The following is a 26,880-nucleotide window of genomic DNA, read 5'->3' on the forward strand; positions in this document are numbered from 1 at the left end:
TCAGTAAAATAATTTTTTATTGTGGATCGCACCTTCTGCTCGCTTTGCACCATAAAAATTTATCAATTAGTAACAATATATCAGCAACGACTGCTCTCCCGTTAAGGTTCTGTCGCTTTTTGTCACCGTCGCCTGTTGCTGCGGTGATGGGCAACCACTGACCAGCCAGTTAAGCAAAGCTGAATAGTTTCATGCGGTGTCAATGCATCTTATTTTACCTAATCGTTACAAAAATGGCCTTCTTGCTTGCAAAAAAACGGGCTTTTTTACACGCTCCTGCACCCAATGCAGGCGTAAGTTTTATTAAACCTTCTCCAGGAAAAAGCGTCGAACCTGAACGGGCTTTGCTGCTGTGCCGTTCAGACAACGCGCAGGCGCGCCGGGCAAACCCGCTATCGGGCTTCAAAAGCGCTGGCGAGAGGAGTACATTGTGCGGGTTTACTTTTCCACGGCAGGAATGCGGCTCAGCCAAAGGCGAATGAAATGACCCCAATTGATAAATCCAGCAAGCTCGATAACGTTTGTTATGACATCCGAGGCCCGGTATTAAAAGAAGCCAGACGCCTTGAAGAAGAAGGCAATAAAGTCCTCAAGCTCAATATTGGCAATCCTGCGCCTTTTGGTTTTGAAGCCCCTGACGAAATCCTGGTCGATGTTATTCGCAACCTGCCGAGCGCGCAGGGTTACTGCGACTCTAAAGGTCTCTATTCGGCGCGTAAAGCTATCGTGCAGCACTATCAGGCTCGCGGCCTGCGCGAAATCACCGTCGAGGACGTTTATATCGGCAACGGCGTTTCCGAACTGATCGTGCAATCGATGCAGGCATTGCTGAACAGCGGCGATGAGATGCTGGTGCCGGCGCCCGATTATCCGCTATGGACGGCCGCCGTTTCGCTTTCCAGCGGTAAAGCGGTGCACTACCTTTGTGACGAGTCGGCTGGCTGGTTCCCGGACCTGGACGACATTCGCAGTAAAATCACTCCGCGCACGCGCGGTATCGTGATTATTAACCCAAATAACCCAACCGGCGCAGTTTACAGCAAGGAGCTGCTGCTGGAAGTCGTGGAGCTGGCCAGACAGCATAATTTGATCATTTTCGCCGATGAAATCTACGACAAAATCCTTTATGACGCCGCTCAGCACCACTCTATCGCCGCGCTGGCGCCGGATCTGTTAACCATTACCTTTAACGGTCTGTCAAAAACCTACCGCGTGGCGGGGTTCCGCCAGGGCTGGATGGTGCTGAACGGGCCGAAAAAACATGCCAAAGGCTACATTGAAGGGCTGGAAATGCTGGCCTCAATGCGCCTGTGCGCTAACGTGCCTGCGCAGCACGCCATTCAGACCGCGCTGGGCGGCTACCAGAGCATCAGCGAGTTTATCGTGCCGGGCGGCAGGCTGTATGAACAGCGCCAGCGCGCCTGGGAACTGATCAACGATATTCCGGGCGTCAGCTGCGTCAAGCCGGACGGCGCGCTTTATATGTTCCCGAAAATCGATGCCAAAAAATTCAATCTCCATGACGATCAGAAAATGGTGCTGGATTTCCTGCTGCAGGAAAAAGTGCTGCTGGTGCAGGGCAGCGCCTTTAACTGGCCATGGCCGGATCATGTGCGCATCGTCACCCTTCCCCACGTAAACGATCTTGAAATGGCTATCAGCAAGTTCGGCCGTTTCCTGGAAGGCTATCGCCAGTAGTCTGATACCGAACCGGATCGGCCAATATCGCTGCATTCTGTAAACTACCGTGATGCCAGAGCGGAATACTTACCGCTCTGGTCTTCAGGCACAGGAAACCGTCCGATGAATCAAAGTCATTTTTTCGCCCATCTCTCCCGTCTTAAACTCATCAACCGCTGGCCGCTGATGCGCAACGTGCGCACGGAAAACGTTTCCGAACACAGCCTGCAGGTGGCGATGGTGGCCCATGCACTGGCAGTGATTAAAAATAAAAAATTCAACGGCAACCTTAACGCGGAACGGATCGCGCTGATGGCGATGTACCACGACGCCAGCGAAGTCCTGACGGGCGATTTGCCAACGCCGGTAAAGTATTACAACGCGCAGATCGCCAACGAATATAAGAAGATTGAAAAGATAGCGCAGCAGAAGCTGGTCGAGATGCTGCCCGACGAGCTGCAGGATGCCTGGCGACCGCTGCTGGACGAGCAGCAGCGCAGCGAAGACGAGACGGCTATCGTCAAGCAGGCTGATGCGCTCTGCGCCTACCTGAAATGTCTGGAAGAGCTGGCCGCCGGTAACCATGAGTTTCAGCTGGCGAAAGCCCGGCTGGAAAAGACCCTGACTCAACGGCGCAGCCCGGAAATGGACTATTTTGTAGAGGTCTTCGTGCCGAGCTTCAGCCTGTCGCTGGATGAAATCAGCCAGCAATCGCTGTAGCCGCGATTAAAACGGGAAGAGCAGCGGCACCAGCAGCACGCTGACCACCATAATCAGCAGCGTAAAAGGCACGCCCGTTTTGACAAAATCGCTGAAGCGATAGCCGCCCGGCCCCAGCACCAGCGTGTTGACCGGACTGGAAACCGGCGTCATAAAGGCGCTGGAAGCCGCTACCGCGACAATCATGGCGAAAGGATAAGGCGAAACGCCCATTTGATGCGCTGCGGCGACGCCAACCGGCGCCATCAGCACCGCCGTGGCGGTATTAGAGATAAACAGACCTATAGTCGCGCACAGAACGAACAGGCAGGTCAGCATGACGTGCGGCGTATAGCCGCCGGCCAGATCCATCAATCCGTCGACAATCAGCGTTATTCCCCCGGTTTTTTGCAGCGCCAGCGCAAACGGCATCATGCCCACAATTAAAATAATGCTCGGCCAGTGGATCGCCCGGTAGGCGCTTTCCATATCGATGCAGCGAAATTTACCCATCAGCAAACAGGCAATGAGCGCCGCTATGGGATTGGGGATTTCATTGGTGAGCATCATGGCAACCATCAGCGCCAGGCAAAAAATGGCGTGCGGCGCCTGGCTGCTGGCGGGCGCGACGTCTTTAACCTCAGCAGGCAGGCTGAGCAGCAGCACGTCCCGCTTTTGTAGCTGCAGCTGAGTGATTTTTTTCCAGTCGCCGATCACCAGCAAACAGTCCCCCAGCTCCAGCGGCAGATCGCTCAGTAAGCCTTCCAGTACCTCGCCGCGACGGCGGATGCCGATCACGCTCACGCCGTAACGTGTACGGAACGAGCTTTCCCGCAGCGTTTTGCCCTGCAGTTCGGAATCGGGAAAAATCAGCACTTCCGCCATGCCGACATCCTGCGCCCGATCGGAAAAGTATTCGCCGCGCAGGATCATCGGTTCCAGCCGGTATTCGCTGCAAAATTCGCGGATATCGATATCGGCGGCGGACATATCGATCAGCAGCACGTCGCGGGCGCGAAACTGCGTCATGCCGGTCACCGGCACCATCACACGCCGGAATTTGCGCCAGCGCTCCAGCCCAACCACGTTAATGCCGTAGCGCTCGCGCAACCGTAAATCGTCCAGCGGCTCGCCAATCAGCGGCGAACCGGGGTGCACGGCCAGGCGGCGCGCTCTGCCGCTCAGCCTGTAATCCCTGATCAGATCGCGGAAAGTACGTTCCTGTCCTTTTCTGGCCTGTTTGTTTTCCGCCGCGCCCAGCCAGAAACGCGCGACAAGCATATAGCCGATGCCCAGCAGCAGCGCGACCAGCCCGATCGGCGTGACGTCGAAGAAGCCGAAACCCGCCAGCCCTTCCCGCACCAGCTCGCTGTTGATCACCAGATTGGGCGCCGTCGCGACCAGCGTCAGCATGCCGCTGATCAGCCCCGCGAAGCTCAGTGGCATCATCAGCCTGCCCGGCGAACGGTTCATCTTCGCCGAGACGCTCATCACTACCGGGATAAAAATCGCCACCACCCCGGTAGAGCTCATAAACGCGCCCAGACCGGCTACGGTCAGCATCAGCAAAGCCAGCATTTTCGCTTCGCTGCTGCCCGCCATTTTCATCAGCCAGTCGCCCATTCTCAGCGCCACGCCGGTACGAACCAGCCCTTCACCGATCACAAACAGCGCCGCGATCAGCAGCACGTTAGCGTCGCTGAAGCCCATCGTGGCTTCCTGCAAGGTCAGCGTGCCGCTAAGCACAAAGGCGATAATCACCAGCAGCGCCACAACATCCATACGCACCTTGCCGCTGACAAACAGCGCGATCGCCATTGCCAGCAGGCTCAGCACCCAGATAAGCTCGTTATTCACATCCGCTTCCCGCTTATGAGCAAAACTGTCGGGAGGATGCCATAAAAAAGCCCCGCGGATGCGGGGCTAAATCATAAGTTAGTGCTTTCGATGCACGTCGATGGTGCCGTCACCGTTTTTATTGATGATCAGCTCCTCCAGCGAGCTGAGCTGCATGGCGACCTCTTCCAGACGAGGTGAACCGGCAGGGGCGTTGACGGCAATCACATGGCTGCCCGCCGCGAGGCCGGAAAGGATACCCGCAGCGGCGTCTTCCACTACCACGCACTCTTCTGGCTCCAGCTCCAGCAGCTGGGCGCCCAGTAAATAGGCATCCGGTGCCGGCTTACCGTTTTGCACGCGTTCAGCGGTGACGAATACCTCCGGTTCCGGCAGGCCAGCCGCCTTACGCCGGGCAGAAGCAACGGGAACAGAGCCGGACGTAACGATAGCCCACGGAATATGCAGCTCGTTAAGCGTGGCGAGCAGTTCCTGCGCGCCCGGTAAAGCTACGATGCCGTCAGTATCTTCCGCTTCGATTTTTTCCAGCGCCAGAAACTCCTGCTGGATGGCCTCTTCAGACGCGCCGGCCATAAAATGACGCAGTGAGGTGATAGCCTGCTTGCCGTGGATAAAATTCAGCACCTCATCCGCTGCGATGTTGTGCCGCGAGGCCCAGTTTACCCAGGCGCGTTCGACTACCGGGAGAGAGTCCACCAGCGTGCCGTCCAAATCAAACAGAAAACCTTTACACTTCACTACATGTTCCTTCTCAGGCGTTGATGATTTGCGCGATCTCGTTCGCGCTCAGATGATACTGCCTTGGGCAAGTGTGCCATACGGCCAGCATCCGTTGATACTTTTCCCACATCGGCGTCTGGGCGTTAAAGCCGTGGCTGCCCGCATCAAACTGAGTATAGCGGCCTTCAATCTGTACCATAAACCGCACGTAGCCAAGGAATCGCGCCTCGGTAGCGGCGTCGAAGCCTAAAAACTGCAGGCGACGCGCTTCGATTTCGCCGGGATCTTTCAGATTTGTCCAGGACACATGCAGCGCGTGGTGCATCTCCATAATATCAATCAGCGTACGGCAGACGGATTCCGGCAGCTCGCCGAATTCGCGATCCAGCTCGCGCATTTGCAGGCCATAGCCGCGTTCGACGATCGTTTGCAGACGACGATAGCGCTCAAGATTATCGGGATCCAACAGGCTCATCAGCTTGTACTGGTTAGAAAGGATTAAACGCTGCGCATGGCTCATTTCCATCATCAACTCCTGGTGTCACGGTGGACAAAATGAAAGGATGGCGCAAGGATCGCATAACGCGCTGTGGCGAGGCACAGCAAACCGCTACTTCTTTGATGCAGGGCAGTTTTTCGCCGCCGCAGCGGCGAAAACCGTAGAACTCAGAGATCGTCGAGGAAAGTTTTGTCCAGCTGACCGAAAGCGCGCTTCAGCACGTCGGCGAGAGCCTGGTAAGTAGGTTTGCCTTCAACAGGCGCCAGCGCCTGGCCAGCGGCCTGAAGTTTTTCGCGCACTTCGTGAAACCAGCTAAGCAGCGTGGGCGGCAGCGGCGTGGCGGAACGTTTGCCCAGCCACCACAGGCCCTGCATCGGCAGGCTACAGGCGAACAGCGCGGTGGCGACGGCAGGCCCAAGCTGGCCCCCCAACGCGATCTGCCAGGTCATGGCGAAGACGGCCAGCGGCGGCATAAAACGGATGCCGAATCGCGTCGCCGTGGTAACTCTGTTTTCCGGAAACAGAGGCGCAAGACGCTTGTCGGCTGGCCACGTCTTCATATAATGCTGCCCGTTCTGAAACAGCTTGACCCAACCGACAGTGCCGGATTCATTTGCCATGGTTGACCTCAACTTCACGGATAAAAATTAAACAAAAAATACCACGTAACAACTTTACCTTACAGCCTTCAAAAAATTTTGTCTTTACAAGGCACTCTGGTTATCCTGTGCGCGATTGTTGAATGGCTGTTACATGCTTGCTGCGATTCTGCTGAGCTCACACGGACCGGCCCGCACAAATTCAAAAAATCTTTGGGTTTTTATGAAATTTTTTTGCTTTCGGACAAATTATGCCGACAGCATGATGTTCATCATAATGTACCAGCTTTCATGCGCTACGCTGATAGTCTGATTGAGTTTTTTTTCGCCACCCTCAACCAATAGGACCTACCATGTCGAGTAAGTTAGTTCTGGTTTTGAACTGCGGTAGCTCTTCGTTAAAATTCGCCATTCTTGATCCCGCAAACGGCGACGAATATCTTTCCGGTTTAGCCGAATGTTTCCACCTGCCCGAAGCGCGCATCAAGTGGAAACTGGAAGGCGAAAAACAGGAAGCGGCCCTGGGGGCTGGCGCAGCTCACAGTGAAGCTCTTAACTTTATCGTTAAAACTATTCTGGCACAAAAACCAGCGCTGTCTGCACAAATTACTGCAATAGGTCACCGTATCGTGCACGGCGGCGAAAAGCTGACCCAGTCCGTGGTGATTGACCAGGACGTTGTTCAGGGTATTAAAGACGCCTCTTCTTTTGCGCCGTTGCATAATCCGGCGCACCTGATCGGTATCGATGAAGCGATGAAAAACTTTCCGCATCTTTCCGATAAAAACGTGGCGGTGTTCGATACCGCGTTTCATCAGAGCATGCCGGAAGAGTCTTACCTGTATGCCCTGCCTTATCATTTATATAAGGAACACGGCGTGCGCCGCTACGGCGCTCACGGTACCAGCCACTACTACGTCACGCACGAAGCGGCCAAAGCGCTTAACAAGCCGCTGCATGAACTGAACATCATTACCTGTCATCTGGGCAACGGCGGTTCCGTCAGCGCAATTCGTAACGGCGAGTGCGTGGACACCTCTATGGGCCTGACGCCGCTGGAAGGCCTGGTCATGGGCACCCGCTCCGGCGATATCGATCCGGCGATTGTGTTTTTCCTGCACGACACGCTGGGGATGAGCGTTGACGCCATCAACAAAATGCTGACCAAAGAGTCCGGGCTGCTTGGCCTGACCGGCGTGACCAGCGACTGCCGCTACGTGGAAGAGAACTACACCACCAAAGAAGATGCTAAGCGCGCGATGGACGTTTATTGCCATCGCCTTGCCAAATACATCGGTTCCTATACGGCGCTGATGGAAGGCCGGCTGGACGCGGTTATCTTTACTGGCGGCATTGGCGAAAACGCCGCAATGGTGCGCGAGCTGACGCTGAAAAAACTGGCGCTGCTCGGTTTTGAACCCGATCATGAGCGTAATCTGGCCGCTCGCTTCGGCAAAGCGGGTTTTATCAATAAAGAAGGCACCCGACCTGCTATTGTCATCCCGACTAACGAAGAGCTGGTGATTGCGCAGGACGCCAGCCGCTTAACCGCTTAAGTGCACACCGTCAGCTCAGGCTGACGGTGCTGTTTCAGACATCAGGAAACCCACCGCCGCTGTTTTTCCGGCAGTTATCGCTAAAGCATCGGCATAACGGGTCTAATTATGAGAGGTTTACCTTGTCTCGTACCATAATGCTCATCCCTACCGGCACCAGCGTCGGTCTTACCAGCGTCAGCCTTGGCGTTATCCGCGCGATGGAGCGTAAAGGCGTCCGTCTCAGCGTGTTTAAACCTATCGCCCAGCCGCGTACCGGCGGCGATTCGCTTGACCAGACCACGCTGATTATCCGTAAAAACTCCGCGATTCCGGCAGCCGAACCGCTGCAGATGAGCCGCGTGGAATCGCTGCTCGGCGCTAATCAGCAGGACGTGCTGATGGAAGAGATCATCGCGCGCTACCACGAGAACACCAAAGATGCAGAAGTGGTGCTGGTGGAAGGCCTGGTGCCGACGCGCAAGCATCAGTTCGCTACGGCGCTGAACTATGAGATCGCCAAAACGCTGAACGCGGAGATCGTTTTTGTGATGTCGCCCGGCAACGATTCGCCGGAAGCGCTACAGGAGCGTATCAAGCTGACGCGCAGCAGTTTCGGCGGCAGCAAAAATAAAAACATCACGGGCGTGATCGTTAATAAGCTGAACGCGCCTGTTGATGAACAGGGCCGTACCCGTCCCGACCTTTCCGAAATTTTTGATGACTCCACCAAGGCCAGCATTGCCAATATCGATCCGCAGCAGCTGGCCGTCAACAGTCCGCTGCCGGTGCTGGGCTGCGTGCCGTGGAGCTTCGATCTGATAGCTACCCGCGCTATCGATATGTGCCACCATCTTAATGCGCAGATTATTAACGAAGGCGATATTGCCACGCGCCGCGTGAAGTCGGTGACGTTCTGCGCCCGCAGCCTGCCGCATATGCTGGAGCATTTTCGTCCCGGCTCGCTGCTGGTGACCTCCGCCGACCGTCCTGACGTGCTGGTGGCTGCCTGCCTGGCGGCAATGAACGGCGTGGAGATCGGCGCTATCCTGCTGACCGGCGGCTATCAGATCGATGCGCCTATCCAGCGCCTGTGCGAACGCGCCTTCGCGACCGGCCTGCCGGTGTTTATGGTGAAAACCAATACCTGGCAGACCTCGCTGAGCCTGCAAAGCTTTAACCTGGAAGTGCCCAGCGACGATACCCAACGCGTTGAGCGGGTGCAGGAATACGTGGCCAGCCATATCAGCGCCGACTGGATTGACTCGCTGACCGCCGCCTCCGAGCGCAGCCGCCGCCTGTCGCCGCCGGCCTTCCGCTATCAGCTGACCGAGCTGGCCCGCCATGCCCGCAAGCGCATCGTTCTGCCGGAAGGCGACGAGCCGCGTACCGTTAAAGCGGCCGCTATCTGTGCCGAACGCGGCATCGCTACCTGCGTGCTGCTGGGCAATCCGGATGAGATCCAGCGCGTAGCCGCCGCCCAGGGCGTCGAGCTGGGCAAAGGCATCGAAATCGTCGATCCACAGCAGGTGCGGGAAAACTATGTGCCTCGCCTGGTGGAGCTGCGTAAAAACAAAGGCATGACCGAGGTTGTGGCGCAGGAGCAGCTGGAAGACAACGTGATGCTGGGCACCATGATGCTGGAAAGCAGCGAAGTGGACGGTCTGGTTTCCGGCGCGGTGCACACCACGGCCAACACCATTCGTCCGCCGTTACAGCTGATTAAAACCGCGCCGGGCAGTTCGCTGGTCTCTTCGGTGTTCTTTATGCTGCTGCCGGAGCAGGTGCTGGTGTATGGCGACTGCGCCATCAATCCGGATCCGAATCCGGAGCAGCTGGCTGAAATCGCCATCCAGTCCGCCGATTCCGCTACCGCTTTCGGCATTGAGCCGCGCGTGGCGATGATCTCCTACTCGACCGGCAACTCCGGCGCGGGCAGCGACGTGGAAAAAGTGCGCGAGGCTACGCGCATCGCCAAAGAGAAACGCCCGGATCTGGTGATCGACGGCCCGTTGCAGTACGACGCTGCGATTATGGCCGACGTCGCCAAATCCAAAGCGCCGGATTCACCGGTCGCCGGTCGCGCCACCGTGTTTATCTTCCCGGATCTGAATACCGGTAACACCACCTATAAAGCCGTACAGCGCTCTGCCGATCTTATTTCCATCGGGCCGATGCTGCAGGGTATGCGCAAGCCGGTTAACGATCTGTCGCGCGGCGCGTTAGTAGACGATATTGTTTATACTATCGCCCTGACCGCCATTCAGGCGAAACAGGCCGAAGGTTAATACGCACTTTAAATTGAAGCGGATCGAAAGGTCCGCTTTTTTTTTGCGGAAATAAAAAAGTCATCCTGGCGGAATAACATTACCCCCGGTATTTGCGCCCGTCCTGGAACATTCATTTTTACGCAAAGAAAAAACACACAACTCTCTGATATAAAAAATAAAAATTCTGAATAAAATTATTCCTGGTAGAATCCAGGTTCCGGTGCCAGGCTTATCATGGCAAGAGACAGAGTCTTTTTGATAATAATGTCTTCAGGAACAACACCTATATCAGGCAAGGGAGTTCTCTCATGAGCGATCACCAAGTTCATCCGGTTTACAATGAAGTAAATAGCGGCATTCCGCTAAAGCGTATTTCATGGAGCGCTATTTTCGCAGGCGTGATCCTTTCCGTGGTTATTTATTTGCTGCTAACCATTCTGGGTACGGCAATTGGCGCGACCACGATCGATCCGTTAAAAGAACAAAATCCGCTTGAAGGCCTGGGCACGGGCGCCACTATCTGGACAGGGCTGAGCATGCTGATCTCTGTCGGTGCGGGCGCCTATATCACCGGCCGCCTGGCACAGCGTGAAGGCGCGCTGCACGGATTACTGATGTGGGCCGTGAACACGCTGGTTTGCGTGTGGCTGTTCGCTATTGTGCTTAGCAGCGCCGTTAGCGGTACTGCCAGCGTGATCGGCTCCGGCTTCAACATGCTGGGCAACGGTATTTCCAGCGTAGCGCCTTCTGTAGGCCAGAACATTAAGCAGAAACTGCAGGAAAACAATATTGACCTGAACAATCTGCAAAACGAGCTGGAAACCACGCTGCGTCAGACCGGCAAGCCAGAATTGCAGCCGGAAAAACTGCAGCAGGACGCTAATAAAGAAGCCGATACCGCGCAAAATCAGGCTGAGGACACTGCCAAAGATCAGCAGAATGCCGATACCGATTTAGCCAGCTGGTTCTCAGGCGTCGTGCAGCGTAACCAGGCTACCCTTCAGGCTGCCGACGTTGACGCGCTGAAAAACATCGTTAAAGCCCGTACTGGTAAGAGCGATCAGGAAGTCGATCAGATCGTTGCTCAGACGCAACAGAGCTACGAGCAGGCTTACCAGAAATATCAGGAACTGAAAAAACAAGCGGAGCAGAAAGCCCGTGAAGCCGGTGAGCAAGCCGCCGCCGCTACGGCAAAAGCCAGCTGGATCGCCCTGATCACGCTGCTGGTGGAAGCCGCGATCGCAGGTTGGATGGGTATGCTGGGTCGTAAAACACAGCCCCGCCTGGCCGTACGCGAAACTCGCTAATCACCAGTGCTAAAAAGGCCGCTTATGCGGCCTTTTTTTTAGCGATTCTGCTCGCCGTTGCGGCTCAGCCACAGCGACAGCGCTTTCAGCGAATCATCCGTAAACTCGTCGCAGCGGCCAGTGATCTCTTCCGGCGTCATCCAGAATATCTCTTCGACCTCTTCTTCCTGCATCGCGAACGGGCCGTGAGACACGCAGCTAAACAGGCCTCCCCACACGCGACAGTGCTGGTCTTCATAATAGAACAGACCATGCTCCGCAAAAGGTACAGCGGCAATGCCCAGCTCTTCTTCTGCTTCCCGACGCGCCGACTCCAGCATCTCTTCGCCGCTTTGTACTACGCCGCCAGCGGTTGCATCCAGCATTCCCGGCATAAAGTCTTTGTTCTGCGTCCGGCGCTGCACCAGGATCTTGCCTGCGCCGTTATGCACCACGATATAGGTGGCGCGATGACGTAAACATTGCGCCCGCATCTGCGCCCGGCTGGACTTCGCGATTACCTCGTTATCTTCGTTAACGATATCCACCCACTCCGTGCCGCTGTCTTGCTCCACCATCCCCAACCCTTACTTTTCTGGCGCCTTCGCGCTCGTTGATGCCTGCCCGCGCAGTCTGCCACGGGTCGCCTTAAGATACTGATCCCGCTGTGTCATTCTGCGGTATCTTTAGAAGATTCAGACAGCCAAAGCTGCACCGACGCCCGCTGCCACTGAAAATGAGCGTAATCCGCCACGCGCGCCGGTACGCTGTCGCCATGCAGCGCCAGCCTGTTAATCATTATCGCTAAATCCGTATCCGCTATCGACCACTCGCCAAAAAGATTCTGCTGGCCCGACGGCAGCAGCTTTTCAACGGCGCTTATCAGTTTATTAGCGGAGCGCTGCGCCGCCGTCGACAGCGGCGCAAAGGTTTCGCCAGCAAACAGAACTTCCGTGGGGCGCTCCTGGCGAAGCGGCAGAAAATCACTGCGCAGCCAGGCCTGGATCTCTCTGGCCCTGGCGCGCTTTTCCCGGCCCTGCGGATAAAGCCGTTCAAACTCCGGCGCAGGAAAGCGCTCCTCCAGATATTCGGCGATGGCGGAGGATTCAGAAAGCATAAAATCATCAAGCTGCAAAGTGGGCACGCGGCGCGTCAGCGACAGCGCGCCATAGCCCGCCTCAAGGTGCTGGTCGCTGGCCAGATCGATACGCTTTACTGAAAAAGGCACCCCCTTTTCGCTGAGCGCCACAAAAACAGACATCACATAGGGACTAAAAAAACAGGCATCTGACCACAAAACAACGTTGGGATAATTCATCCTCGGTTCCTTATCAGGCGGCGTCTGCAACCTGTTTACCCATTTTTTTAACAGAAGGCAATCTCTCCTGACCGGCGTCGGTTACTTTGCCGACGCGCGTCGCGCTTTCCCGTCAACTTCGCCTAAGCTTATGGCATTGACGACACCCTTTGAGGAGAAAAAAATGCACATTTTACTCACGGGCGGCACCGGTCTGATCGGCAGCCATCTGATCCCTCGTCTTCTATCCCGGGGCGACAGCGTGAGCGTGGTCACGCGCGACGTCGTCAGCGCACGGCAGAAACTGGGGGAAAAGGTTAGCCTGTGGTCCGGGCTGGATCAGCAGCGTAACCTTGACGGCGTGGATGCCGTTATCAACCTGGCCGGCGAGCCTATCGCCGACAAGCGCTGGACCGAACAGCAAAAGCAGCATCTTTGTGAAAGCCGCTGGCAGATGACCGAAAAGCTGGCCACGCTGATCAATGCCAGTACGACCCCGCCGAAAGTTTTTATCTCCGGTTCGGCAACGGGGTTTTACGGCGATACCGGCGATGTGGTGATCACTGAAGACGATCCCGGCCATGCGGAATTTACCCATAAGCTGTGCGCGCACTGGGAAGCGCTGGCGATGGCGGCCGACAGCGACAGAACACGGGTTTGCCTGCTGCGTACCGGCGTCGTGCTGGCTAAAACCGGCGGCGCGCTGAGCAAAATGAAGCTGCCCTTCAAACTGGGCATCGGCGGCCCCCTTGGCAGCGGACAGCAATATATGCCGTGGATCCACCTGGACGATATGCTGAACGCGATCCTGTGGCTGCTGGATAACCCGGATCTACGCGGGCCGTTCAATATGGTTTCGCCCTACGCGGTACGCAACGAGCAGTTCGCCGCCATGCTGGGTCATGCGCTGCACCGACCAGCCTTTATGCGCACGCCCGCCAGCGCGATTAAGCTGATGATGGGCGAATCCGCGGTGCTGGTGCTGGGTGGTCAGCACGTGTTGCCGAAGCGGCTGGAAGCGTCAGGCTTCAGCTTTCGCTGGTATCAGCTGGACGAAGCGCTGGCGGACGTGGTGTAACGGCCCTATTTCAATGCGCCCGCTAAAAACTGCTGCAGCCGCGGACTTTGCGGATGGTTAAACAGCACCTCCGGCGGCCCCTGCTCTTCTATCCGGCCCTGATGTAAAAAAATCACGTGGCTGGAGACGTGGCGGGCAAATTCCATTTCGTGCGTCACTACCACCATGGTTTTGCCCTCTTCCGCCAGCTTTTGCATAATCCGCAGAACTTCGCCCACCAGCTCCGGATCGAGCGCCGAGGTTGGTTCATCAAACAGCAGCACTTCCGGCTCCATTGCCAGCGCGCGGGCAATGGAAACGCGCTGCTGCTGGCCGCCGGAGAGATGCACCGGATATTTTGCCCGCGCGCGCTCGTCGATGCCGACCTTATCCAGATAGCGAATGGCCCGCGACTGCGCCTCGGCCTTGCTCAGGCCCAGCACCTGGATGGGCGCCTCCATCACGTTTTGCAGCACCGTCAGATGGCTCCAGAGGTTAAAGTGCTGGAACACCATCGTCAGGCTGGTGCGCAGCGCCCGCAGCTGCTCTTTATTGGCGACTTTTAGCTGGCCGTCGGTGTCGCGCACCAGATTAATCAGCTGATTATTAACGGCAATAGAGCCTTCGCTCGGCTTCTCCAGAAAGTTAATGCAGCGCAAAAAGGTACTTTTCCCCGAGCCGGAAGAGCCAATAATGGTGATGACATCGCCCGCCTTTGCCTGAAGCGAGACGCCCTTCAGCACTTCATGATCGCCATAGCGTTTATGCAGCTCGGTGACGTTTAGTTTATTGGACATAGGTCTACTCAATGGGTCGATGAAGGTTTCATATGCGCCAGCCAGCGTTTTTCCGCCCTGCGGAACAGGCTAATCAATACATAAGAGATAATCAGATACAGCGCCGCCGCGATGCCGAAAGCAACGAAAGGCCGATAGGTGGCGGAGTTGATATCGCGCGCGACCTTCAGCAGGTCGGGCACGGTCGCGGTAAAGGCCAGCGCCGTAGAGTGCAGCATCAAAATTACCTCATTGCTGTAGGCGGGCAGCGCGATGCGCAGCGCCGAAGGCAGAATAATGCAGCGATAGAGCTTAAAGGTAGAGAAGCCATAGGCGCGCGCCGCCTCGATTTCACCATGCGGCACGGCGCGGATGGCGCCAGCGAAAATTTCCGTGGTGTAGGCGCAGGTATTCAGCGTCAGCGCCAGCAGCGTACAGTTCAGGCCGCTGCGGAAAAAGGTATTCAGCAGATCGTTGCCTTTAACCACGTCCAGCGTATACATGCCTGAGTAGAACACCAGCAGCTGGACATACAGCGGCGTGCCGCGAAACAGATAGGTAAACAGCCAGACCGGAAAGCGTACGGCTTTAATGGACGACACGCGGGCGATCGCCAGCAGTATCGCCAGACAGCCGCCCAGCGCCACGGAGATAATCAGCAGCCAGAGCGTAATCGCCACGCCGGAAAAGCGGTAGCCGTCCGTCCACAGCAGGGCCTTCCAGTATTCCTGCAAAATGTCGATCATAAGTCCGCCCTTTTCACGCCCACGGAGTAGCGACGCGTAAGCCACCACAGCACGCCGTTAGAAAGCGTGGTGAAAATCAGGTAAACCACACCGGCGACGATGGCGAAATAAAACGGCTGCCAGGTGCTTTTGCCCGCCAGCTGCGTGGCTTTTACCACATCCTCCAACCCCAGCAGCGACACCAGCGCGGTCGCCTTGAGGATCACCTGCCAGTTGTTGCCGATGCCGGGCAGCGCATAGCGCATCATCGCCGGGAACAGGATGCGGCGGAACGTTTGCGACGCGGTAAAACCGAACGCGGTGGCCGCTTCGATTTGCCCTTTCGATACCGCCATAAAGGCGCCGCGAAACGTTTCCGTGAAATAGGCGCCGTAGATAAAACCCAGCGTAATAATGCCCGCCGTCATCGGATCGATATTAAACTGGCTGAGGCCCATCAGCTCGGTAACCTGGTTAAGCGCGATTTGCAGCCCATAGAAGATCAGCAGCATCAGCACCAGATCGGGCACGCCGCGGATCAGCGTGGTGTAGCTTTCAAACAGCATTGCCAGCGGACGACGGCCGGAAAGCTTTGCGCCCGCGCCAATAAGGCCCAGCACCACCGAAAGCAGCACCGAACAGAGCGCCAGCTCCAGCGTCACCATCGCGCCTTTGAAAATGATTGCAGAGTAGCCATACAGCATAAGGAGTTTCCTGTCTGATTTAAGGCGTTTGCCCCAACGCCGGGGGCAAATCGGGGGCCGCCAGCGCCGCCCCCTGACAGGTTTTCTTAGCCGCCGTAGACGTCAAAGTTAAAATATTTTTTCGCCAGCTTGTCATAGGTGCCGTCCTGGCGCATCGCCGCCACGGCTTTATCGATAGCGGCTTTCAGCTCGGTGCTTTCTTTCGGCAGCCCCATACCTGTGCCGACGCCAAAGATTTTTTCGTCCTTCACTGCCGGGCCGGCAAAAGCGTAGTCTTTACCAACGGGCTGCTTGAGGAAGCCTTCGCTGGCGGCCACTTCATCCTGAAACGCGGCGTCGATACGTCCCGCCGTCAGATCCTGATAAACCAAATCCTGATTGGCATAAGGCGTTACGGTTACGCCCTGCGTGCGCCAGTACTGGTTGGCATAGGTTTCCTGCGTTGTGCCCTGCAGCAAACCAATAGTTTTGCCCTTCAGCGACGCCACGGTCGGTTCGATTTTGGCACCTTTAGGGGCGATCAGGCGGGCGTTGGCGGCATAAAGTTTTTCAGAGAAGGCGATCTCCTGCTGACGCTTTTCGGTAATAGAAAGCGAAGAGATAATCGCATCGATTTTTTTCGCCTTCAGCGACGGGATCAGCGCGTCGAAATCGCTTTCGACGAAGGTACATTTCGTTGCCATACGCTTACAGATCTCGTTGGCAAGGTCGATATCAAAGCCCACCAGTTCGCCCTGCGCGTTTTTGGATTCAAACGGCGCATAGGTTGGGTCGGTGCCGATACGCAGCGTTTTGGGCACGGCGGCCAGCGCGCTACCGGCAGAGAACGCCAGCAGCAGAGAAAGAGCCATCACCTGCTTCTTCATAGATTATCCTCAGAGTCACTTTTATTATGGAGGGGCCAGCGTAAAGACGTGCAGCTTTCATGCCACCTTTACCAGAGGGTCACGAAAGCGCACCGGCGCATAAAGAAGTTAAAAAAACGCGACCCGACAGCAGGATTATGGAAGAAGAATGCCTCGCTTTGGTGCATTTTCTGCACGCAAAGCGTGTTTATGGGAGCGGGCGCACCAAAAAAGCGCAGGACACAGGCTTCTATGCACCCTGCCAGCGCGTGAAAAGATCGTTATCCAGCTCGATATCAAACTGATCCAGCACGCGGTTGACCGTCTGGTCAACGATGTCCATGACGTTCTCAGGACGATGATAGAAGGCCGGTACGGGCGGCATGATAATCGCGCCCAGCTCCGCCGCCGTGGTCATCATCCGCAGATGGCCCAGATGCAGCGGCGTTTCCCGCACGCAGAGCACCAGACGACGACGCTCTTTCAGGATCACGTCCGCCGCACGCGTCAGCAGACCGTCGCTGTAGCTGTGGACGATGCCGGACAGCGTTTTCATTGAACAGGGCAGGATAGCCATTCCGTCGGTTTTGAACGAGCCGGAAGAGATGCTGGCGGCGATATCGCGCGCGTCATGCACCACATCCGCCATCGCCTGCACGTCGCGCACGGAATAGTCGCTTTCCAGCGCCAGCGTCTGCCGCGCGGCCTGGCTCATCACCAGATGCGTTTCCACTTCGTCGACCTGTTGCAGTATCTGGAGCGTGCGAATGCCGTAAATTACGCCGCTGGCGCCCGAAATGCCGATGATAAGTCGTTTCATAATAATCCTTAACCTTCCTGGGGCCGGCCCAAAAAAAATGGGCCGGAATAGCTTCCGACCCATGATACCAGGAAAGCGGCGAGCGCATCAGCCCTCGTTGTGCATTTCCAGGTTTTCGACCTCGTTCTGGCGCGCCAGCGCTTTTGCGTCGTCGTTGCGCAGCGACTGGATATGCTCCAGATAGCGCTGATCGACATCTTTCGTCACGTAGACGCCGTTAAACACCGAACATTCAAACTGGGCAATATCCGGATTTTCTTCGCGCACCGCCTCAATCAGATCGTCCAGGTCCTGGAAAATCAGCGCGTCGGCTTTGATCAGCTTGCAGATCTCGTCCACTTCCCGCCCGTGCGCAATCAGCTCGGTCGCGCTTGGCATATCGATGCCGTAGACGTTCGGGAAGCGGATTTCCGGCGCGGCGGAAGCCAGATAGACTTTTTTCGCCCCGGCTTCGCGCGCCATTTCAATAATCTGTTCCGACGTGGTGCCGCGCACGATGGAATCGTCCACCAGCAGCACGTTCTTACCGCGAAATTCCGCGCGGTTGGCGTTCAGCTTGCGGCGCACCGCGCTGCGGCGCTGGTGCTGGCCCGGCATAATAAAGGTGCGGCCCACGTAGCGGTTTTTCACAAAACCCTGACGGTAAGGCTTGTCCAGAATGCGCGCCATTTCCAGCGCGATATCGCAGGAGGTTTCCGGGATCGGGATCACCACGTCAATATCCAGGTCTTCCCATTCGCGGGCAATCTTTTCGCCCAGCTTGGTGCCCATGCGCACGCGGGCGCTGTATACGGAAATTTTGTCCAGGAAGGAATCCGGGCGGGCAAAATAGACGTACTCGAACAGGCACGGGTTGCATTTGGGGTTTTCCGCGCACTGACGGGTGAACAGCTGCCCTTTCTCAGTGACGTAAACCGCTTCGCCCGGCGCCACGTCGCGCAGGAACTCAAAGCCCAGCGTATCCAGCGCCACGCTTTCGGAAGCCACCATATACTCGCTGCGGCCGTCTTTCATTGCGCGCTTGCCGATAACCAGCGGACGGATGCCGTTGGGATCGCGGAAGGCGACCAGGCCGTGGCCGATAATCATCGCTACGCAGGCATAAGCGCCGCGCACGTGCTGGTGCACCGCCGCCACCGCCGCGAAAATATTCTCCGCTTCCAGCGGATAGTGCTGAAAACGATCCAGCTCGGTGGCGAAAATATTCAGCAGGATTTCCGAATCGGAAGTGGTGTTCACGTGACGGCGGCCGCTTTCAAACAGCTGCTTGCGCAGCTCGTGGGCGTTGGTCAGGTTACCGTTGTGCGCAAGCGTAATGCCGTAAGGCGAGTTAACGTAGAAGGGCTGCGCTTCAGAAGCGCTGGAGCTTCCGGCGGTCGGGTAGCGGACGTGGCCGATCCCCATATTGCCCTGCAAACGCTGCATATGGCGGGCTTCAAAAACATCGCTCACCAGGCCGTTTGCTTTACGCAGGCGGAAGCAGTTCAGGGCATCAATGGTAACGATGCCTGCGGCATCCTGGCCACGGTGCTGCAGCACCGTTAACGCATCATAAATCGACTGGTTGACCGGCATAAAACCGGCGATCCCGACAATACCGCACATGTGGTCATTTCCTCATAAGCCGCAACCCCGGCTCAATTACCGGGGTAAAAAACTCGACGTGCTTTTCAGGTAGTCAAAAAACCACCTGATTATATAGCTAAACTGGGGAATCAGCTGGGACTGCTGCCAGTCCGGGCTTTTGGAAAAGCCGGTGAAGGTATCAAGGAAAAACAGCATGGCCGACACAATCAGTACGCCGCGTAATGCCCCGAAACAGACTCCCAGCACCCTGTCGGTTCCCGACAGGCCGGTTTTTTCAACCAGCGAGCCAATCACATAGTTGACTATCGCGCCGACAATCAGCGTGGCGATAAACAATGCCGCGATGGCGATTCCATTTCGAACCAGTTCGTCTTCAAAACCTGTGAACCAGACAGCAAGGAAGGAGTAATAATGACTGGCGACAAAAAATGCGCAACCCCAGGTGACGAGCGAAAGTGCTTCCCGAACGAACCCGCGGATCAGGCTGACAAGAGCCGAAAAACCAATAACCGCAATAATGACGTAATCTATCCAGACCATGAACTCTTCCAGCGACTGTGCCTCTGATCAGGCTGCATCCCTCTGCTGTCTGCCGCGTCGGCACGGGCAGCACAGGGACACAACCTGAGTTCGGGGCGAATTCTAACAGAAAAAGAAAACGTTTGCGTAGCTTTTCCTTAACCGTCCTGATGAAAACCGGGCGTGAAAAAAACCAGCGCAAAACCTGCAGAGATAACGGGAAAACAGGCTGGCCGACTCGTCCCGGCAACTGTTTGATTTACTTTGTTTTACGGGCTACCGCCTCGCCTGAAACGGCACAACGACAGCCCGATTTCAGCGCCTGAAAGGCGCCGTCTCTTGCTGCGATAGCAACAATCTAACGTGCGCTATAAGGCTTTACCACGCCGCTCAGTCCGGAGATGCCTTTCAGCTCGCCCACGGCGGCCTGCATCTTCGCTTTTGAAGCGTCCGGCCCGACATAAACGCGGGTAATCTGGCCCTGCACCGGCGTTGACGGCACCGTAAAGGCGCGATAGCCGGAAAGGCGCAGCGAGGCGACGATTTCGTTAACCTTAGCGGCGTTCTTCAGCGCCCCCAGCTGCACGACCCACGCCTGACCTGCCGGCGCGCTCTCCTGCTGTACGGGCTTCGGCTCCGGTTTCGGTTCCGGTTTGGTTTCCGGCTTCGCTACCGGCTTAGGTTCCGCCTTCGGCTTCTCTACGGGTTTTGGCTGCGCTTTGGGTTTTTCGACCGGTTTTTCCGTCACCACATGACTTACCGGCGGCGGCGACACCACGGTCGGCTGGTTGCCCGCCTGCGGCGCGGTAGAGCCGCTTTCAGCCTGCGAGGTATTTTCATTGGTCTGGCCCGCTATCGCTGTGCCTGCGCCTTCCGGCGGCTGGGCTGGCAGCGACTGCGTGACCGGCGGCACCATCTCCGTTTCCTGCTGATCGCCAGGCTTAGGCACCAGCGGGATCGCGGCGAACTCTTCTTTATAGTGCTTTTTCTTACCGTCCAGCAGGCCCGGCAGCACGATAACGCCCAGCGCCACGATGATCACCGTTCCGACCAAACGATTTTGAAACTTACTTGCCACTGCCACTCTCCGTTTCCATCGTTTCCATTACCTGCGCTACGGTGTGGAAAGAACCGCACACCAGCACGATATCCTGCGGCCCGGCCTGTCGCCGCGCCTGGTCAAACGCCGCCGCCACGCTGGCACAGGCCTGCGCGCCCGGCAAATGCGCCAGCAGCTGCTCCGCGCTTGCGCCTCGCGGCCCTGCCAGCGGCGCGCAGTACCAGTAGTCGACCTGCGGCGCCAGGCAGGCCAGCGTCCCGGCGATATCTTTGTCGTGCAGCATGCCGACCACCGCATGGACCTTTCCGGCTTTCGGCAGCTCGCCCAGGCGTTCGGCCAGGTAGCCAGCCGCATGAGGATTATGCGCGACATCCAGAATAATGCGCGGCGATTGTGCAACGGTCTGAAAACGACCGGGCAAAATCGCTTTGTCCAGCTCGTAAAGCGTGGCGTCATCAACTTTTAACGACGATGCGCGCAGCGCGGCCAGCGCGGTGGCGGCATTCGGCAGCGGCACCTGCGGCATCGGCAGGCCGTTCAGCGTGCCCTGCGCGTCGGTAAAGCTCCAGTCGTGCTCGCCAACGCGGTAAGACCAGTCGCGACCACGCTTCAATAACTGCGCGCCCAGCTTATCGGCCACTTCGCCAATGGTATGCGGCATATCAGGTTCGCCAACGATAGCAGGCTTGCCGCCACGAAAGACGCCCGCTTTTTCGCGGCCAATGCTTTCACGATCCGGGCCAAGCCAGTCGGTATGATCGAGCGCGATGCTGGTGATTACCGATACGTCGGCATCCACGATATTGGTCGCGTCCAGGCGGCCACCCAGCCCCACTTCCAGGATCACCACATCAAGCTGCGCACGCTTAAACAGCCAGAGCGCGGAAAGCGTACCGTACTCGAAATAGGTCAGCGAAGTGTCGCCGCGCCCTTTTTCAATATCGGCAAATGAGGCGGTATGCTCCGCTTCGGCCAGCTCAAGCCCCTGAATGCGCACGCGTTCGGTATAGCGCACCAGGTGCGGCGAGCTGTAGACGCCGACGCGATAGCCGGCGGCCATCAGCAGCGTTTCCAGCGTCCGGCAGGTGGTGCCTTTGCCGTTGGTGCCGGCGACGGTAAAAACAAACGGAGCAGGTTTAAGAAGGTCAAGCCGTGCGGCGACGCGCTGAACGCGCGCCAGCCCGAGTTCGATAGCCTGAGAATGCAGATTCTCAAGATAATGAAGCCACGTGGCCAGAGGCGACGTGGCTTGAGGAAGAGTATCCATGTATCCCGTTCACAAGTTACGGTTCATTGGTGAAAGGGCGACGCGCGCCCTTTCGGACATCGGTCAGGCTTCAGGGCTTTGTGGCGCCTCTTCCACCTCTGGCACGCGCTCTTCCTGCGGCGCCGGCAGATTCATCATCTTCGCCAGCACGGAGGCGAGCTTAAAGCGCATCACCGGACGGCGCACGATCATGTCGATAGCGCCCTTCTCGATTAAAAATTCGCTGCGCTGGAAGCCCGGCGGCAGTTTTTCACGCACGGTCTGTTCGATCACGCGTGGGCCGGCAAAGCCGATCAGCGCTTTAGGCTCGGCGATGTTCAGATCGCCCAGCATGGCGAAGCTGGCGGAAACGCCGCCCATGGTCGGATCGGTCAGCACGGAGATATAAGGCAGACCGCGCGCCTGCATTTTCGCCAGCGCGGCGCTGGTTTTCGCCATCTGCATCAGCGACATCAGCGCTTCCTGCATACGGGCGCCGCCGGAGGCGGAGAAGCAGATCAGCGGGCAGTTGTCTTCCAGCGCCTGCTCAACGGCACGCACAAAGCGAGCGCCAACCACGGAGCCCATTGAGCCGCCCATAAAGGAGAACTCAAACGCGGCCGTCACAACCGGCATGCCGTGCAGCGTGCCTTTCATCACAATCAGCGCGTCTTTCTCGCCGGTGTCTTTCTGCGCCGCGGCCAGACGATCCTTGTATTTTTTGGAATCCCGGAACTTGAGCACATCTTTCGGCTCCAGCTCGCTGCCCAGTTCGGTCATCGAACCTTCGTCCAGCAGGCTGTGCAGACGGTCACGTCCGTGCATACGCATATGGTGATCGCATTTCGGGCAAACTTCCAGATTGCGTTCCAGCTCGGCACGGTAGAGAACCTGGCCGCAGCTGTCGCATTTGGTCCAGACGCCTTCCGGAATGCTGGCTTTGCGCGATGGGGTGATTGTGCTCTTGTTGAGAATTCTTTCAATCCAGCTCATTGATGACCTGTTATGTTGTTTATTGTGCTAAATCAGATACTTAACACAGATTATCGCCTGAGAATTAGGCGGTATTACATCATAAAACCGTTTTGCGCGCTACCAATTCGTCAACGGCCCGCGTTTCCCTTTTGCGCCACCGCGCACGGGCGGGCCGGGCTGTTTATTTATCATGTCGCGAAGCGGTCAGCAACGACCATAAAAACGTATTTTATGAGCAAAAGCATCAGGAAGGAACCCGCCCGCCGCCGCTGCCGGCGGACGGACGATAACAGAGAGGCTATTGCGGCTTCTGCTGACGCGCCGCGCGGCGATGACGTAACACTTCCACCACGCCTGGCAGAACCGAAACCAGAATAATAGCGACGATCAGATAGTGCAGGTTTTGCTGGATAGCAGGCAGGTTGCCAAAGAAGTAGCCGGCATAAGAGAACAGCACCACCCAAAGAATACCGCCCGCCACGTTGAACAGCGCAAAATGGCGATAGGACATTTTGCCCATACCGGCGACGAACGGCGCAAAGGTGCGGACTATCGGCACAAAGCGCGCCAGGATAATCGTTTTGCCGCCGTGACGCTCATAGAACTGATGCGTTTTATCCAGGTAGCTGCGGCGGAAAACTTTTGAGTTCGGATTGCTGAACAGCTTATTGCCGAACAGGCGTCCGATGGTGTAATTCACCGCATCGCCGACAATCGCCGCCACGCAAAGCAGCAGCGCCATCACGTGCACGTTCAGCGCGCTGTCCGGGATAGCCGCCAGCGCGCCCGCCACGAACAGCAGCGAATCGCCGGGCAGGAAAGGCGTCACCACCAGCCCCGTCTCGCAAAACAGAATCAAAAACAAAATGGCATAAATCCAGACGCCATACTGTGCAACCATCGCCTGCAGATGCACATCAATGTGCAAAATAAAGTCGATGACGGTGTGAATCACTTCCATACAGGTTCCTTAATGCGTTAATCCTCGAGGAATAGCGGCCCCATCGGCGGACGGGGTAAATCATAACGTTCCGGGTAATCGACCGCGACCAGATAAAGCCCTTCGGCCCGCGCCGTCGCCGCCGCCAGCGTGCGATCTTTCGCCGCCAGCAGCTCGGCCATCCAGCTTTCCTGCTGATTTCCACAGCCTATTTCCATCAGGCTACCGACAATGTTGCGCACCATATGGTGCACAAAAGCGTTGGCTTTGATATCCACCACCACGTAAGCCCCGTGACGGCTGACATTAAGGTGTATGACGTTGCGCCAGGGCGTGCGCGACTGGCACTGCACCGCGCGAAAAGAGGTAAAGTCGTTTTCGCCCAGCAGCGCCTGCCCTGCCCGCTGCATTTTTTCCACATCCAGCGGATGGTAAAAATGCGTTACGCCGCCGTGCAAAATCGCCGGACGCAGACGACGGTTATAGATGACGTAACGATAGCGCCGCGCCGTGGCGCTGAAGCGGGCGTGAAAATCGTCCGCAACCGGCTTCACCCAGCGCACGGCGATATCGTCCGGCAGGTTGGCGTTGACGCCCAGCGTCCAGGCGGCATCTTTACGCAGCGAGGTGGTTTCAAAATGCACCACCTGGCCAGTACCGTGCACGCCCGCATCGGTTCGGCCTGCGCAGAACACCACCACCGGATGATCGGCCACTTTAGAGAGCGCTTTTTCCAGCTTCTCCTGCACGCTTCTGACTTCCTGCTGCCGCTGCCAGCCGTAATAGCGGCTGCCGTCATACTCAATGCCCAGCGCCAGTTTGTACGTTTGCGGCGCCGACATTACCAGAAGTACTCCTGTACCAGTTTCTCAGCGGTTTTCACCGCCATCAGCGCGCCGCCAAAGCGTACGTTGTCCGCTACCGACCAGAATTGCAGCAGCTCCGGGATGCCGTAATCGTTGCGCACGCAGCCCAGGCTGAGCAGTGCGCTGCCCGATGCGTCGCCGACCTGCGTCGGATAGTCGTTTTCATCGGAAAGCGCGATATCTTCCGCCTGCATCAGCGCTTCGCGCGCCTCTTCCGCCGACATCGGGCGCAGGTTTTCCACGTGCACAATTTGCGCGTTGCCGTAAAAAACCGGCGCCTGAACGGTGGTGACCGAAATCGGCAGCCCTTCATCCTGCAGCACTTTACGCACCTGATCGATCAGGCGGCGCTCCTGCAGCACGCTGCCTTCGGCGTCCGGCAGCAGCGGCAGCATGTTGAAAGCCAGCTGGCGACCGAAGAAGTTCTCTTCCGCCGGCATCCCGTTCAGCAGCCGCGCGCTTTCGCCCGCCAGCGAGTCCACGGCGGCCTTGCCGTGTGCCGAAGCGGCAATCAGGCTGGTCACCTGCAAACGGCCCAGGCCCGCCTGATCCACCAGCGGTTTGATCGCGCAGAGCAGCTGGCTGGTGACGCTGTCGGCCACGCTGATGATATTGCGGTTGCGGTAGTCGGCCAGCACCTGCGGGTTCACGTCCGGCACCACCAGCGGCACGTCCGGCTCCAGCGCGAAAAGATCGCTGCTGTCGATCACCAGGCAGCCCGCGCTCGCGGCTTCTTCGGCATAGCGCGCCGAGGCTTCGCGACCGGCGGCGAAAAAGGCCAGCTGCACCTGCGACCAGTCGAACTCGCTGGCGTTGTTAACCAGCAGCGTTCTGCCTTCAAAACGCAGGTTTTCGCCCGCGCTGCGTTCGCTCGCCAGCAGATACAGCTCACCAACCGGGAACTGACGCTCGGCCAGTAATTCCAGTACTGCTCCCCCTACTGCGCCTGTCGCGCCCAGTAGCGCAATATTCCAGCCGTCAGACATGTTGGTTTACTCCAGATAATGTACATAAAAAACAGAGGGCGGTGACGACACCGCCCGACGATTCAGAATTGTTCGTAGCGGGCGTCGCGCCCTTACGTGGGGGCGCGCCGCCTGAAATTTTTAGCAATCGGCCTGCCAGTACGCGCTGAAACCCAGCGCCGACAGCAGCGTCGCGGTGCTTTCGCTATTGCACTGCACGCGCAGCGAAGACCATTCGCGACGTTCCAGATAATTTTTACGCAGGCGATCGAATTCACCCGGTACGGCCGCCACTTTTCGCAGCGGCGCGTCGTCGCGGCGCACATCATACACCAGATGCACCAGTCTTTTCAGCGTCGGCTGATCCAGCTCGCCGCGCAGCGTGATCTGACCAAACTCCGGCGCGGGCAGCAGGGTTTCCAGCGCCACCTGCTGCGGGTTGCCTAAAAACTGCGTCCAGGCTTCAAATACCTGGGTGGTGCCGCGCGCTTTCCCTTCCAGGGTGTAGCCCGCGATATGGGCGGTGGCGATATCCACTTTTTCCAGCAGCGGCAGGGAAAGCTCCGGCTCCGGCTCCCACACGTCCAGCACCACGCTGAGATCGCGGCGCGTTTCCAGCACCTTCAGCAGCGCCTGATTGTCCACTACCGGCCCACGGCAGGCGTTGATCAGAATAGCGTTGGGTTTCAGCGCCCGCAGCAGCGCCTCGTCGGCCAGATGCAGCGTTTTGTAGGCGCCCTGCTTAAACAGCGGCGTGTGGAAGGTCAGGATATCGGCTTCCGCCACCAGCTGTGAAAGCGGCAGGAAGTCCCCTTCGTCGCCTCGATCGGCACGCGGAGGATCGCAAAGCAAAGTGCGGATCCCCAGCGCGGCAAGACGAGCCTGCAGGCGCCCGCCGACGTTGCCGACGCCGACAATGCCGACGGTGCGATCTTTCAGCGCGAAGCCGTCGCGTTCCGCCAGCAACAGCAGCGCAGAGAAAACGTATTCCACCACGGCGATGGCGTTACAGCCCGGTGCCGCCGAAAAAGCGATCCCCTGTTGTTGCAGAAAAGCCTCATCAATATGATCGGTGCCTGCCGTGGCCGTGCCGACAAATTTTACCGGCTTGCCGTTTAACAGCTCCGCATTGACTTTGGTCACGGAGCGCACCATCAGGCCGTCAGCGTCATCCAGCTCGGCCTGCGGGGCGGGACGGCCGGGAACGGCCACTACATCGCCCGTGCGGCTAAACAGTTCGCGCGCATAGGGCATGTTTTCATCAACGAGAATTTTCACAATCGGGGTTCCTGCTCGGTAACAGTGAGGGACGTTATTCTGCCATAAAGCCGGGAAAGGGATAAGCCCGTGGTG

26 protein-coding genes are annotated in these 26,880 nt (G+C 57.4%); 6 read left to right on the top strand and 20 right to left on the bottom strand.

Annotated elements, in window-relative coordinates:
• The first annotated feature begins 483 nt into the window (after positions 1–483).
• Both AB6T85_RS19610 and yfbR read left to right on the top strand, forming a co-directional pair.
• Complete coding sequence (locus tag AB6T85_RS19610) at positions 484–1,698, top strand: pyridoxal phosphate-dependent aminotransferase (protein ID WP_253459776.1); 1,215 nt, start codon at positions 484–486, stop codon at positions 1,696–1,698.
• A 105-nt stretch (positions 1,699–1,803) separates the two neighbouring features.
• Entirely contained in the window at positions 1,804–2,400 is a 597-nt protein-coding gene (gene yfbR / locus AB6T85_RS19615; protein WP_253459774.1) for a 5'-deoxynucleotidase, read from the top strand.
• Positions 2,401–2,406: 6 nt separating this feature from the next.
• Here yfbR and AB6T85_RS19620 read toward each other — a convergent pair whose 3' ends face one another.
• From AB6T85_RS19620 to yfbV, 4 genes are all read right to left on the bottom strand, one after another.
• On the bottom strand, positions 2,407–4,236 hold the full coding sequence (locus AB6T85_RS19620; protein WP_253459772.1) for an SLC13 family permease: 1,830 nt from the start codon (positions 4,234–4,236) through the stop codon (positions 2,407–2,409).
• A 78-nt stretch (positions 4,237–4,314) separates the two neighbouring features.
• Positions 4,315–4,974, bottom strand: a complete 660-nt coding sequence (locus AB6T85_RS19625) for a sugar phosphatase (RefSeq protein ID WP_301251932.1) — start codon at positions 4,972–4,974, stop codon at positions 4,315–4,317.
• Positions 4,975–4,987: 13 nt separating this feature from the next.
• A complete protein-coding gene (locus AB6T85_RS19630) occupies positions 4,988–5,482 on the bottom strand; it encodes a YfbU family protein (RefSeq protein ID WP_301251980.1) in 495 nt (164 codons plus the stop codon).
• 140 nt (positions 5,483–5,622) lie between these two features.
• Positions 5,623–6,075, bottom strand: coding sequence for a terminus macrodomain insulation protein YfbV (gene yfbV, locus AB6T85_RS19635; protein WP_253459766.1), 453 nt, complete (start codon positions 6,073–6,075; stop codon positions 5,623–5,625).
• Positions 6,076–6,407: 332 nt separating this feature from the next.
• Here yfbV and ackA point away from each other — a divergent pair, with 332 nt between their 5' ends.
• From ackA to AB6T85_RS19650, 3 genes are all read left to right on the top strand, one after another.
• Complete coding sequence (gene ackA, locus AB6T85_RS19640; RefSeq protein WP_253459762.1) at positions 6,408–7,610, top strand: acetate kinase; 1,203 nt, start codon at positions 6,408–6,410, stop codon at positions 7,608–7,610.
• A 122-nt stretch (positions 7,611–7,732) separates the two neighbouring features.
• Entirely contained in the window at positions 7,733–9,877 is a 2,145-nt protein-coding gene (pta, locus tag AB6T85_RS19645; protein ID WP_253459759.1) for a phosphate acetyltransferase, read from the top strand.
• 290 nt (positions 9,878–10,167) lie between these two features.
• Positions 10,168–11,166, top strand: a complete 999-nt coding sequence (locus AB6T85_RS19650; protein WP_253459757.1) for an APC family permease — start codon at positions 10,168–10,170, stop codon at positions 11,164–11,166.
• Between the two features lie 38 nt (positions 11,167–11,204).
• Here the strand turns inward: AB6T85_RS19650 and yfcD are convergent, their stop codons facing one another.
• Positions 11,205–11,723, bottom strand: coding sequence for an NUDIX hydrolase YfcD (gene yfcD, locus AB6T85_RS19655; protein WP_125288264.1), 519 nt, complete (start codon positions 11,721–11,723; stop codon positions 11,205–11,207).
• Between the two features lie 92 nt (positions 11,724–11,815).
• Positions 11,816–12,463 carry a glutathione transferase gene (yfcF, locus tag AB6T85_RS19660; protein ID WP_301251935.1) on the bottom strand — a complete coding sequence of 216 codons (648 nt, stop codon included), beginning with the start codon at positions 12,461–12,463 and terminating at the stop codon, positions 11,816–11,818.
• Positions 12,464–12,626: 163 nt separating this feature from the next.
• On the opposite strand from yfcF, the gene AB6T85_RS19665 reads away from it, so the two are divergent.
• Complete coding sequence (locus tag AB6T85_RS19665; protein ID WP_253459749.1) at positions 12,627–13,520, top strand: TIGR01777 family oxidoreductase; 894 nt, start codon at positions 12,627–12,629, stop codon at positions 13,518–13,520.
• Between the two features lie 5 nt (positions 13,521–13,525).
• Here AB6T85_RS19665 and hisP read toward each other — a convergent pair whose 3' ends face one another.
• The 14 genes from hisP to pdxB form a co-directional block, all read right to left on the bottom strand.
• Positions 13,526–14,296, bottom strand: coding sequence for a histidine ABC transporter ATP-binding protein HisP (gene hisP, locus AB6T85_RS19670; RefSeq protein WP_253459747.1), 771 nt, complete (start codon positions 14,294–14,296; stop codon positions 13,526–13,528).
• Positions 14,297–14,304: 8 nt separating this feature from the next.
• Positions 14,305–15,021 (bottom strand): ABC transporter permease, encoded by a 717-nt coding sequence (locus tag AB6T85_RS19675; protein WP_301251938.1) that lies wholly within the window; start codon positions 15,019–15,021, stop codon positions 14,305–14,307.
• Positions 15,018–15,704, bottom strand: coding sequence for a histidine ABC transporter permease HisQ (locus AB6T85_RS19680; RefSeq protein WP_369896413.1), 687 nt, complete (start codon positions 15,702–15,704; stop codon positions 15,018–15,020). Before AB6T85_RS19680 ends, AB6T85_RS19675 begins: the two co-directional genes overlap by 4 nt.
• A gap of 86 nt (positions 15,705–15,790) precedes the next feature.
• A complete protein-coding gene (argT, locus tag AB6T85_RS19685; protein ID WP_253459738.1) occupies positions 15,791–16,570 on the bottom strand; it encodes a lysine/arginine/ornithine ABC transporter substrate-binding protein ArgT in 780 nt (259 codons plus the stop codon).
• Between the two features lie 229 nt (positions 16,571–16,799).
• The gene (locus tag AB6T85_RS19690; protein ID WP_301730506.1) at positions 16,800–17,369 is read right to left on the bottom strand and encodes a UbiX family flavin prenyltransferase; all 570 of its coding nucleotides are present in this window, start codon (positions 17,367–17,369) and stop codon (positions 16,800–16,802) included.
• An 87-nt stretch (positions 17,370–17,456) separates the two neighbouring features.
• Entirely contained in the window at positions 17,457–18,974 is a 1,518-nt protein-coding gene (gene purF / locus AB6T85_RS19695; protein ID WP_125288272.1) for an amidophosphoribosyltransferase, read from the bottom strand.
• A gap of 36 nt (positions 18,975–19,010) precedes the next feature.
• Positions 19,011–19,496, bottom strand: a complete 486-nt coding sequence (gene cvpA, locus AB6T85_RS19700; protein WP_125288273.1) for a colicin V production protein — start codon at positions 19,494–19,496, stop codon at positions 19,011–19,013.
• Between the two features lie 337 nt (positions 19,497–19,833).
• Positions 19,834–20,553: a cell division protein DedD gene (gene dedD / locus AB6T85_RS19705; protein ID WP_253459733.1), complete on the bottom strand. Its 720-nt coding sequence runs from the start codon at positions 20,551–20,553 to the stop codon at positions 19,834–19,836.
• Positions 20,543–21,802, bottom strand: coding sequence for a bifunctional tetrahydrofolate synthase/dihydrofolate synthase (gene folC, locus AB6T85_RS19710; RefSeq protein WP_369896414.1), 1,260 nt, complete (start codon positions 21,800–21,802; stop codon positions 20,543–20,545). The genes dedD and folC overlap by 11 nt, the downstream gene beginning before the upstream one ends.
• A gap of 63 nt (positions 21,803–21,865) precedes the next feature.
• The gene (gene accD / locus AB6T85_RS19715) at positions 21,866–22,774 is read right to left on the bottom strand and encodes an acetyl-CoA carboxylase, carboxyltransferase subunit beta (RefSeq protein ID WP_125288276.1); all 909 of its coding nucleotides are present in this window, start codon (positions 22,772–22,774) and stop codon (positions 21,866–21,868) included.
• 280 nt (positions 22,775–23,054) lie between these two features.
• Positions 23,055–23,717, bottom strand: coding sequence for a DedA family protein (locus tag AB6T85_RS19720; RefSeq protein ID WP_125288277.1), 663 nt, complete (start codon positions 23,715–23,717; stop codon positions 23,055–23,057).
• Between the two features lie 17 nt (positions 23,718–23,734).
• On the bottom strand, positions 23,735–24,538 hold the full coding sequence (gene truA, locus AB6T85_RS19725; protein ID WP_253459728.1) for a tRNA pseudouridine(38-40) synthase TruA: 804 nt from the start codon (positions 24,536–24,538) through the stop codon (positions 23,735–23,737).
• The gene (locus tag AB6T85_RS19730; RefSeq protein WP_301251943.1) at positions 24,538–25,548 is read right to left on the bottom strand and encodes an aspartate-semialdehyde dehydrogenase; all 1,011 of its coding nucleotides are present in this window, start codon (positions 25,546–25,548) and stop codon (positions 24,538–24,540) included. Before AB6T85_RS19730 ends, truA begins: the two co-directional genes overlap by 1 nt.
• Positions 25,549–25,668: 120 nt before the next feature.
• Positions 25,669–26,805, bottom strand: coding sequence for a 4-phosphoerythronate dehydrogenase PdxB (pdxB, locus tag AB6T85_RS19735; RefSeq protein ID WP_369896416.1), 1,137 nt, complete (start codon positions 26,803–26,805; stop codon positions 25,669–25,671).
• Positions 26,806–26,880: the final 75 nt, after the last annotated feature.

It is taken from the genome of Erwinia aeris, assembly GCF_041224955.1.
GTDB classification, from domain to species: domain Bacteria; phylum Pseudomonadota; class Gammaproteobacteria; order Enterobacterales; family Enterobacteriaceae; genus Erwinia; species Erwinia aeris.

Excerpts from the sequence above, each read along its gene's own strand:
- AB6T85_RS19610 (WP_253459776.1), top strand. The coding sequence starts at position 484 with ATGACCCCAATTGATAAATCCAGCAAGCTCGATAACGTTTGTTATGAC.
- yfbR (WP_253459774.1), top strand. The coding sequence starts at position 1,804 with ATGAATCAAAGTCATTTTTTCGCCCATCTCTCCCGTCTTAAACTCATC.
- AB6T85_RS19630 (WP_301251980.1), bottom strand. The coding sequence starts at position 5,482 with ATGGAAATGAGCCATGCGCAGCGTTTAATCCTTTCTAACCAGTACAAG.
- yfbV (WP_253459766.1), bottom strand. The coding sequence starts at position 6,075 with ATGGCAAATGAATCCGGCACTGTCGGTTGGGTCAAGCTGTTTCAGAAC.
- ackA (WP_253459762.1), top strand. The coding sequence starts at position 6,408 with ATGTCGAGTAAGTTAGTTCTGGTTTTGAACTGCGGTAGCTCTTCGTTA.
- AB6T85_RS19650 (WP_253459757.1), top strand. The coding sequence starts at position 10,168 with ATGAGCGATCACCAAGTTCATCCGGTTTACAATGAAGTAAATAGCGGC.
- yfcD (WP_125288264.1), bottom strand. The coding sequence starts at position 11,723 with ATGGTGGAGCAAGACAGCGGCACGGAGTGGGTGGATATCGTTAACGAA.
- yfcF (WP_301251935.1), bottom strand. The coding sequence starts at position 12,463 with ATGAATTATCCCAACGTTGTTTTGTGGTCAGATGCCTGTTTTTTTAGT.
- AB6T85_RS19665 (WP_253459749.1), top strand. The coding sequence starts at position 12,627 with ATGCACATTTTACTCACGGGCGGCACCGGTCTGATCGGCAGCCATCTG.
- hisP (WP_253459747.1), bottom strand. The coding sequence starts at position 14,296 with ATGTCCAATAAACTAAACGTCACCGAGCTGCATAAACGCTATGGCGAT.
- AB6T85_RS19675 (WP_301251938.1), bottom strand. The coding sequence starts at position 15,021 with ATGATCGACATTTTGCAGGAATACTGGAAGGCCCTGCTGTGGACGGAC.
- AB6T85_RS19680 (WP_369896413.1), bottom strand. The coding sequence starts at position 15,704 with ATGCTGTATGGCTACTCTGCAATCATTTTCAAAGGCGCGATGGTGACG.
- argT (WP_253459738.1), bottom strand. The coding sequence starts at position 16,570 with ATGAAGAAGCAGGTGATGGCTCTTTCTCTGCTGCTGGCGTTCTCTGCC.
- AB6T85_RS19690 (WP_301730506.1), bottom strand. The coding sequence starts at position 17,369 with ATGAAACGACTTATCATCGGCATTTCGGGCGCCAGCGGCGTAATTTAC.
- purF (WP_125288272.1), bottom strand. The coding sequence starts at position 18,974 with ATGTGCGGTATTGTCGGGATCGCCGGTTTTATGCCGGTCAACCAGTCG.
- cvpA (WP_125288273.1), bottom strand. The coding sequence starts at position 19,496 with ATGGTCTGGATAGATTACGTCATTATTGCGGTTATTGGTTTTTCGGCT.
- folC (WP_369896414.1), bottom strand. The coding sequence starts at position 21,802 with ATGGATACTCTTCCTCAAGCCACGTCGCCTCTGGCCACGTGGCTTCAT.
- accD (WP_125288276.1), bottom strand. The coding sequence starts at position 22,774 with ATGAGCTGGATTGAAAGAATTCTCAACAAGAGCACAATCACCCCATCG.
- AB6T85_RS19720 (WP_125288277.1), bottom strand. The coding sequence starts at position 23,717 with ATGGAAGTGATTCACACCGTCATCGACTTTATTTTGCACATTGATGTG.
- truA (WP_253459728.1), bottom strand. The coding sequence starts at position 24,538 with ATGTCGGCGCCGCAAACGTACAAACTGGCGCTGGGCATTGAGTATGAC.
- AB6T85_RS19730 (WP_301251943.1), bottom strand. The coding sequence starts at position 25,548 with ATGTCTGACGGCTGGAATATTGCGCTACTGGGCGCGACAGGCGCAGTA.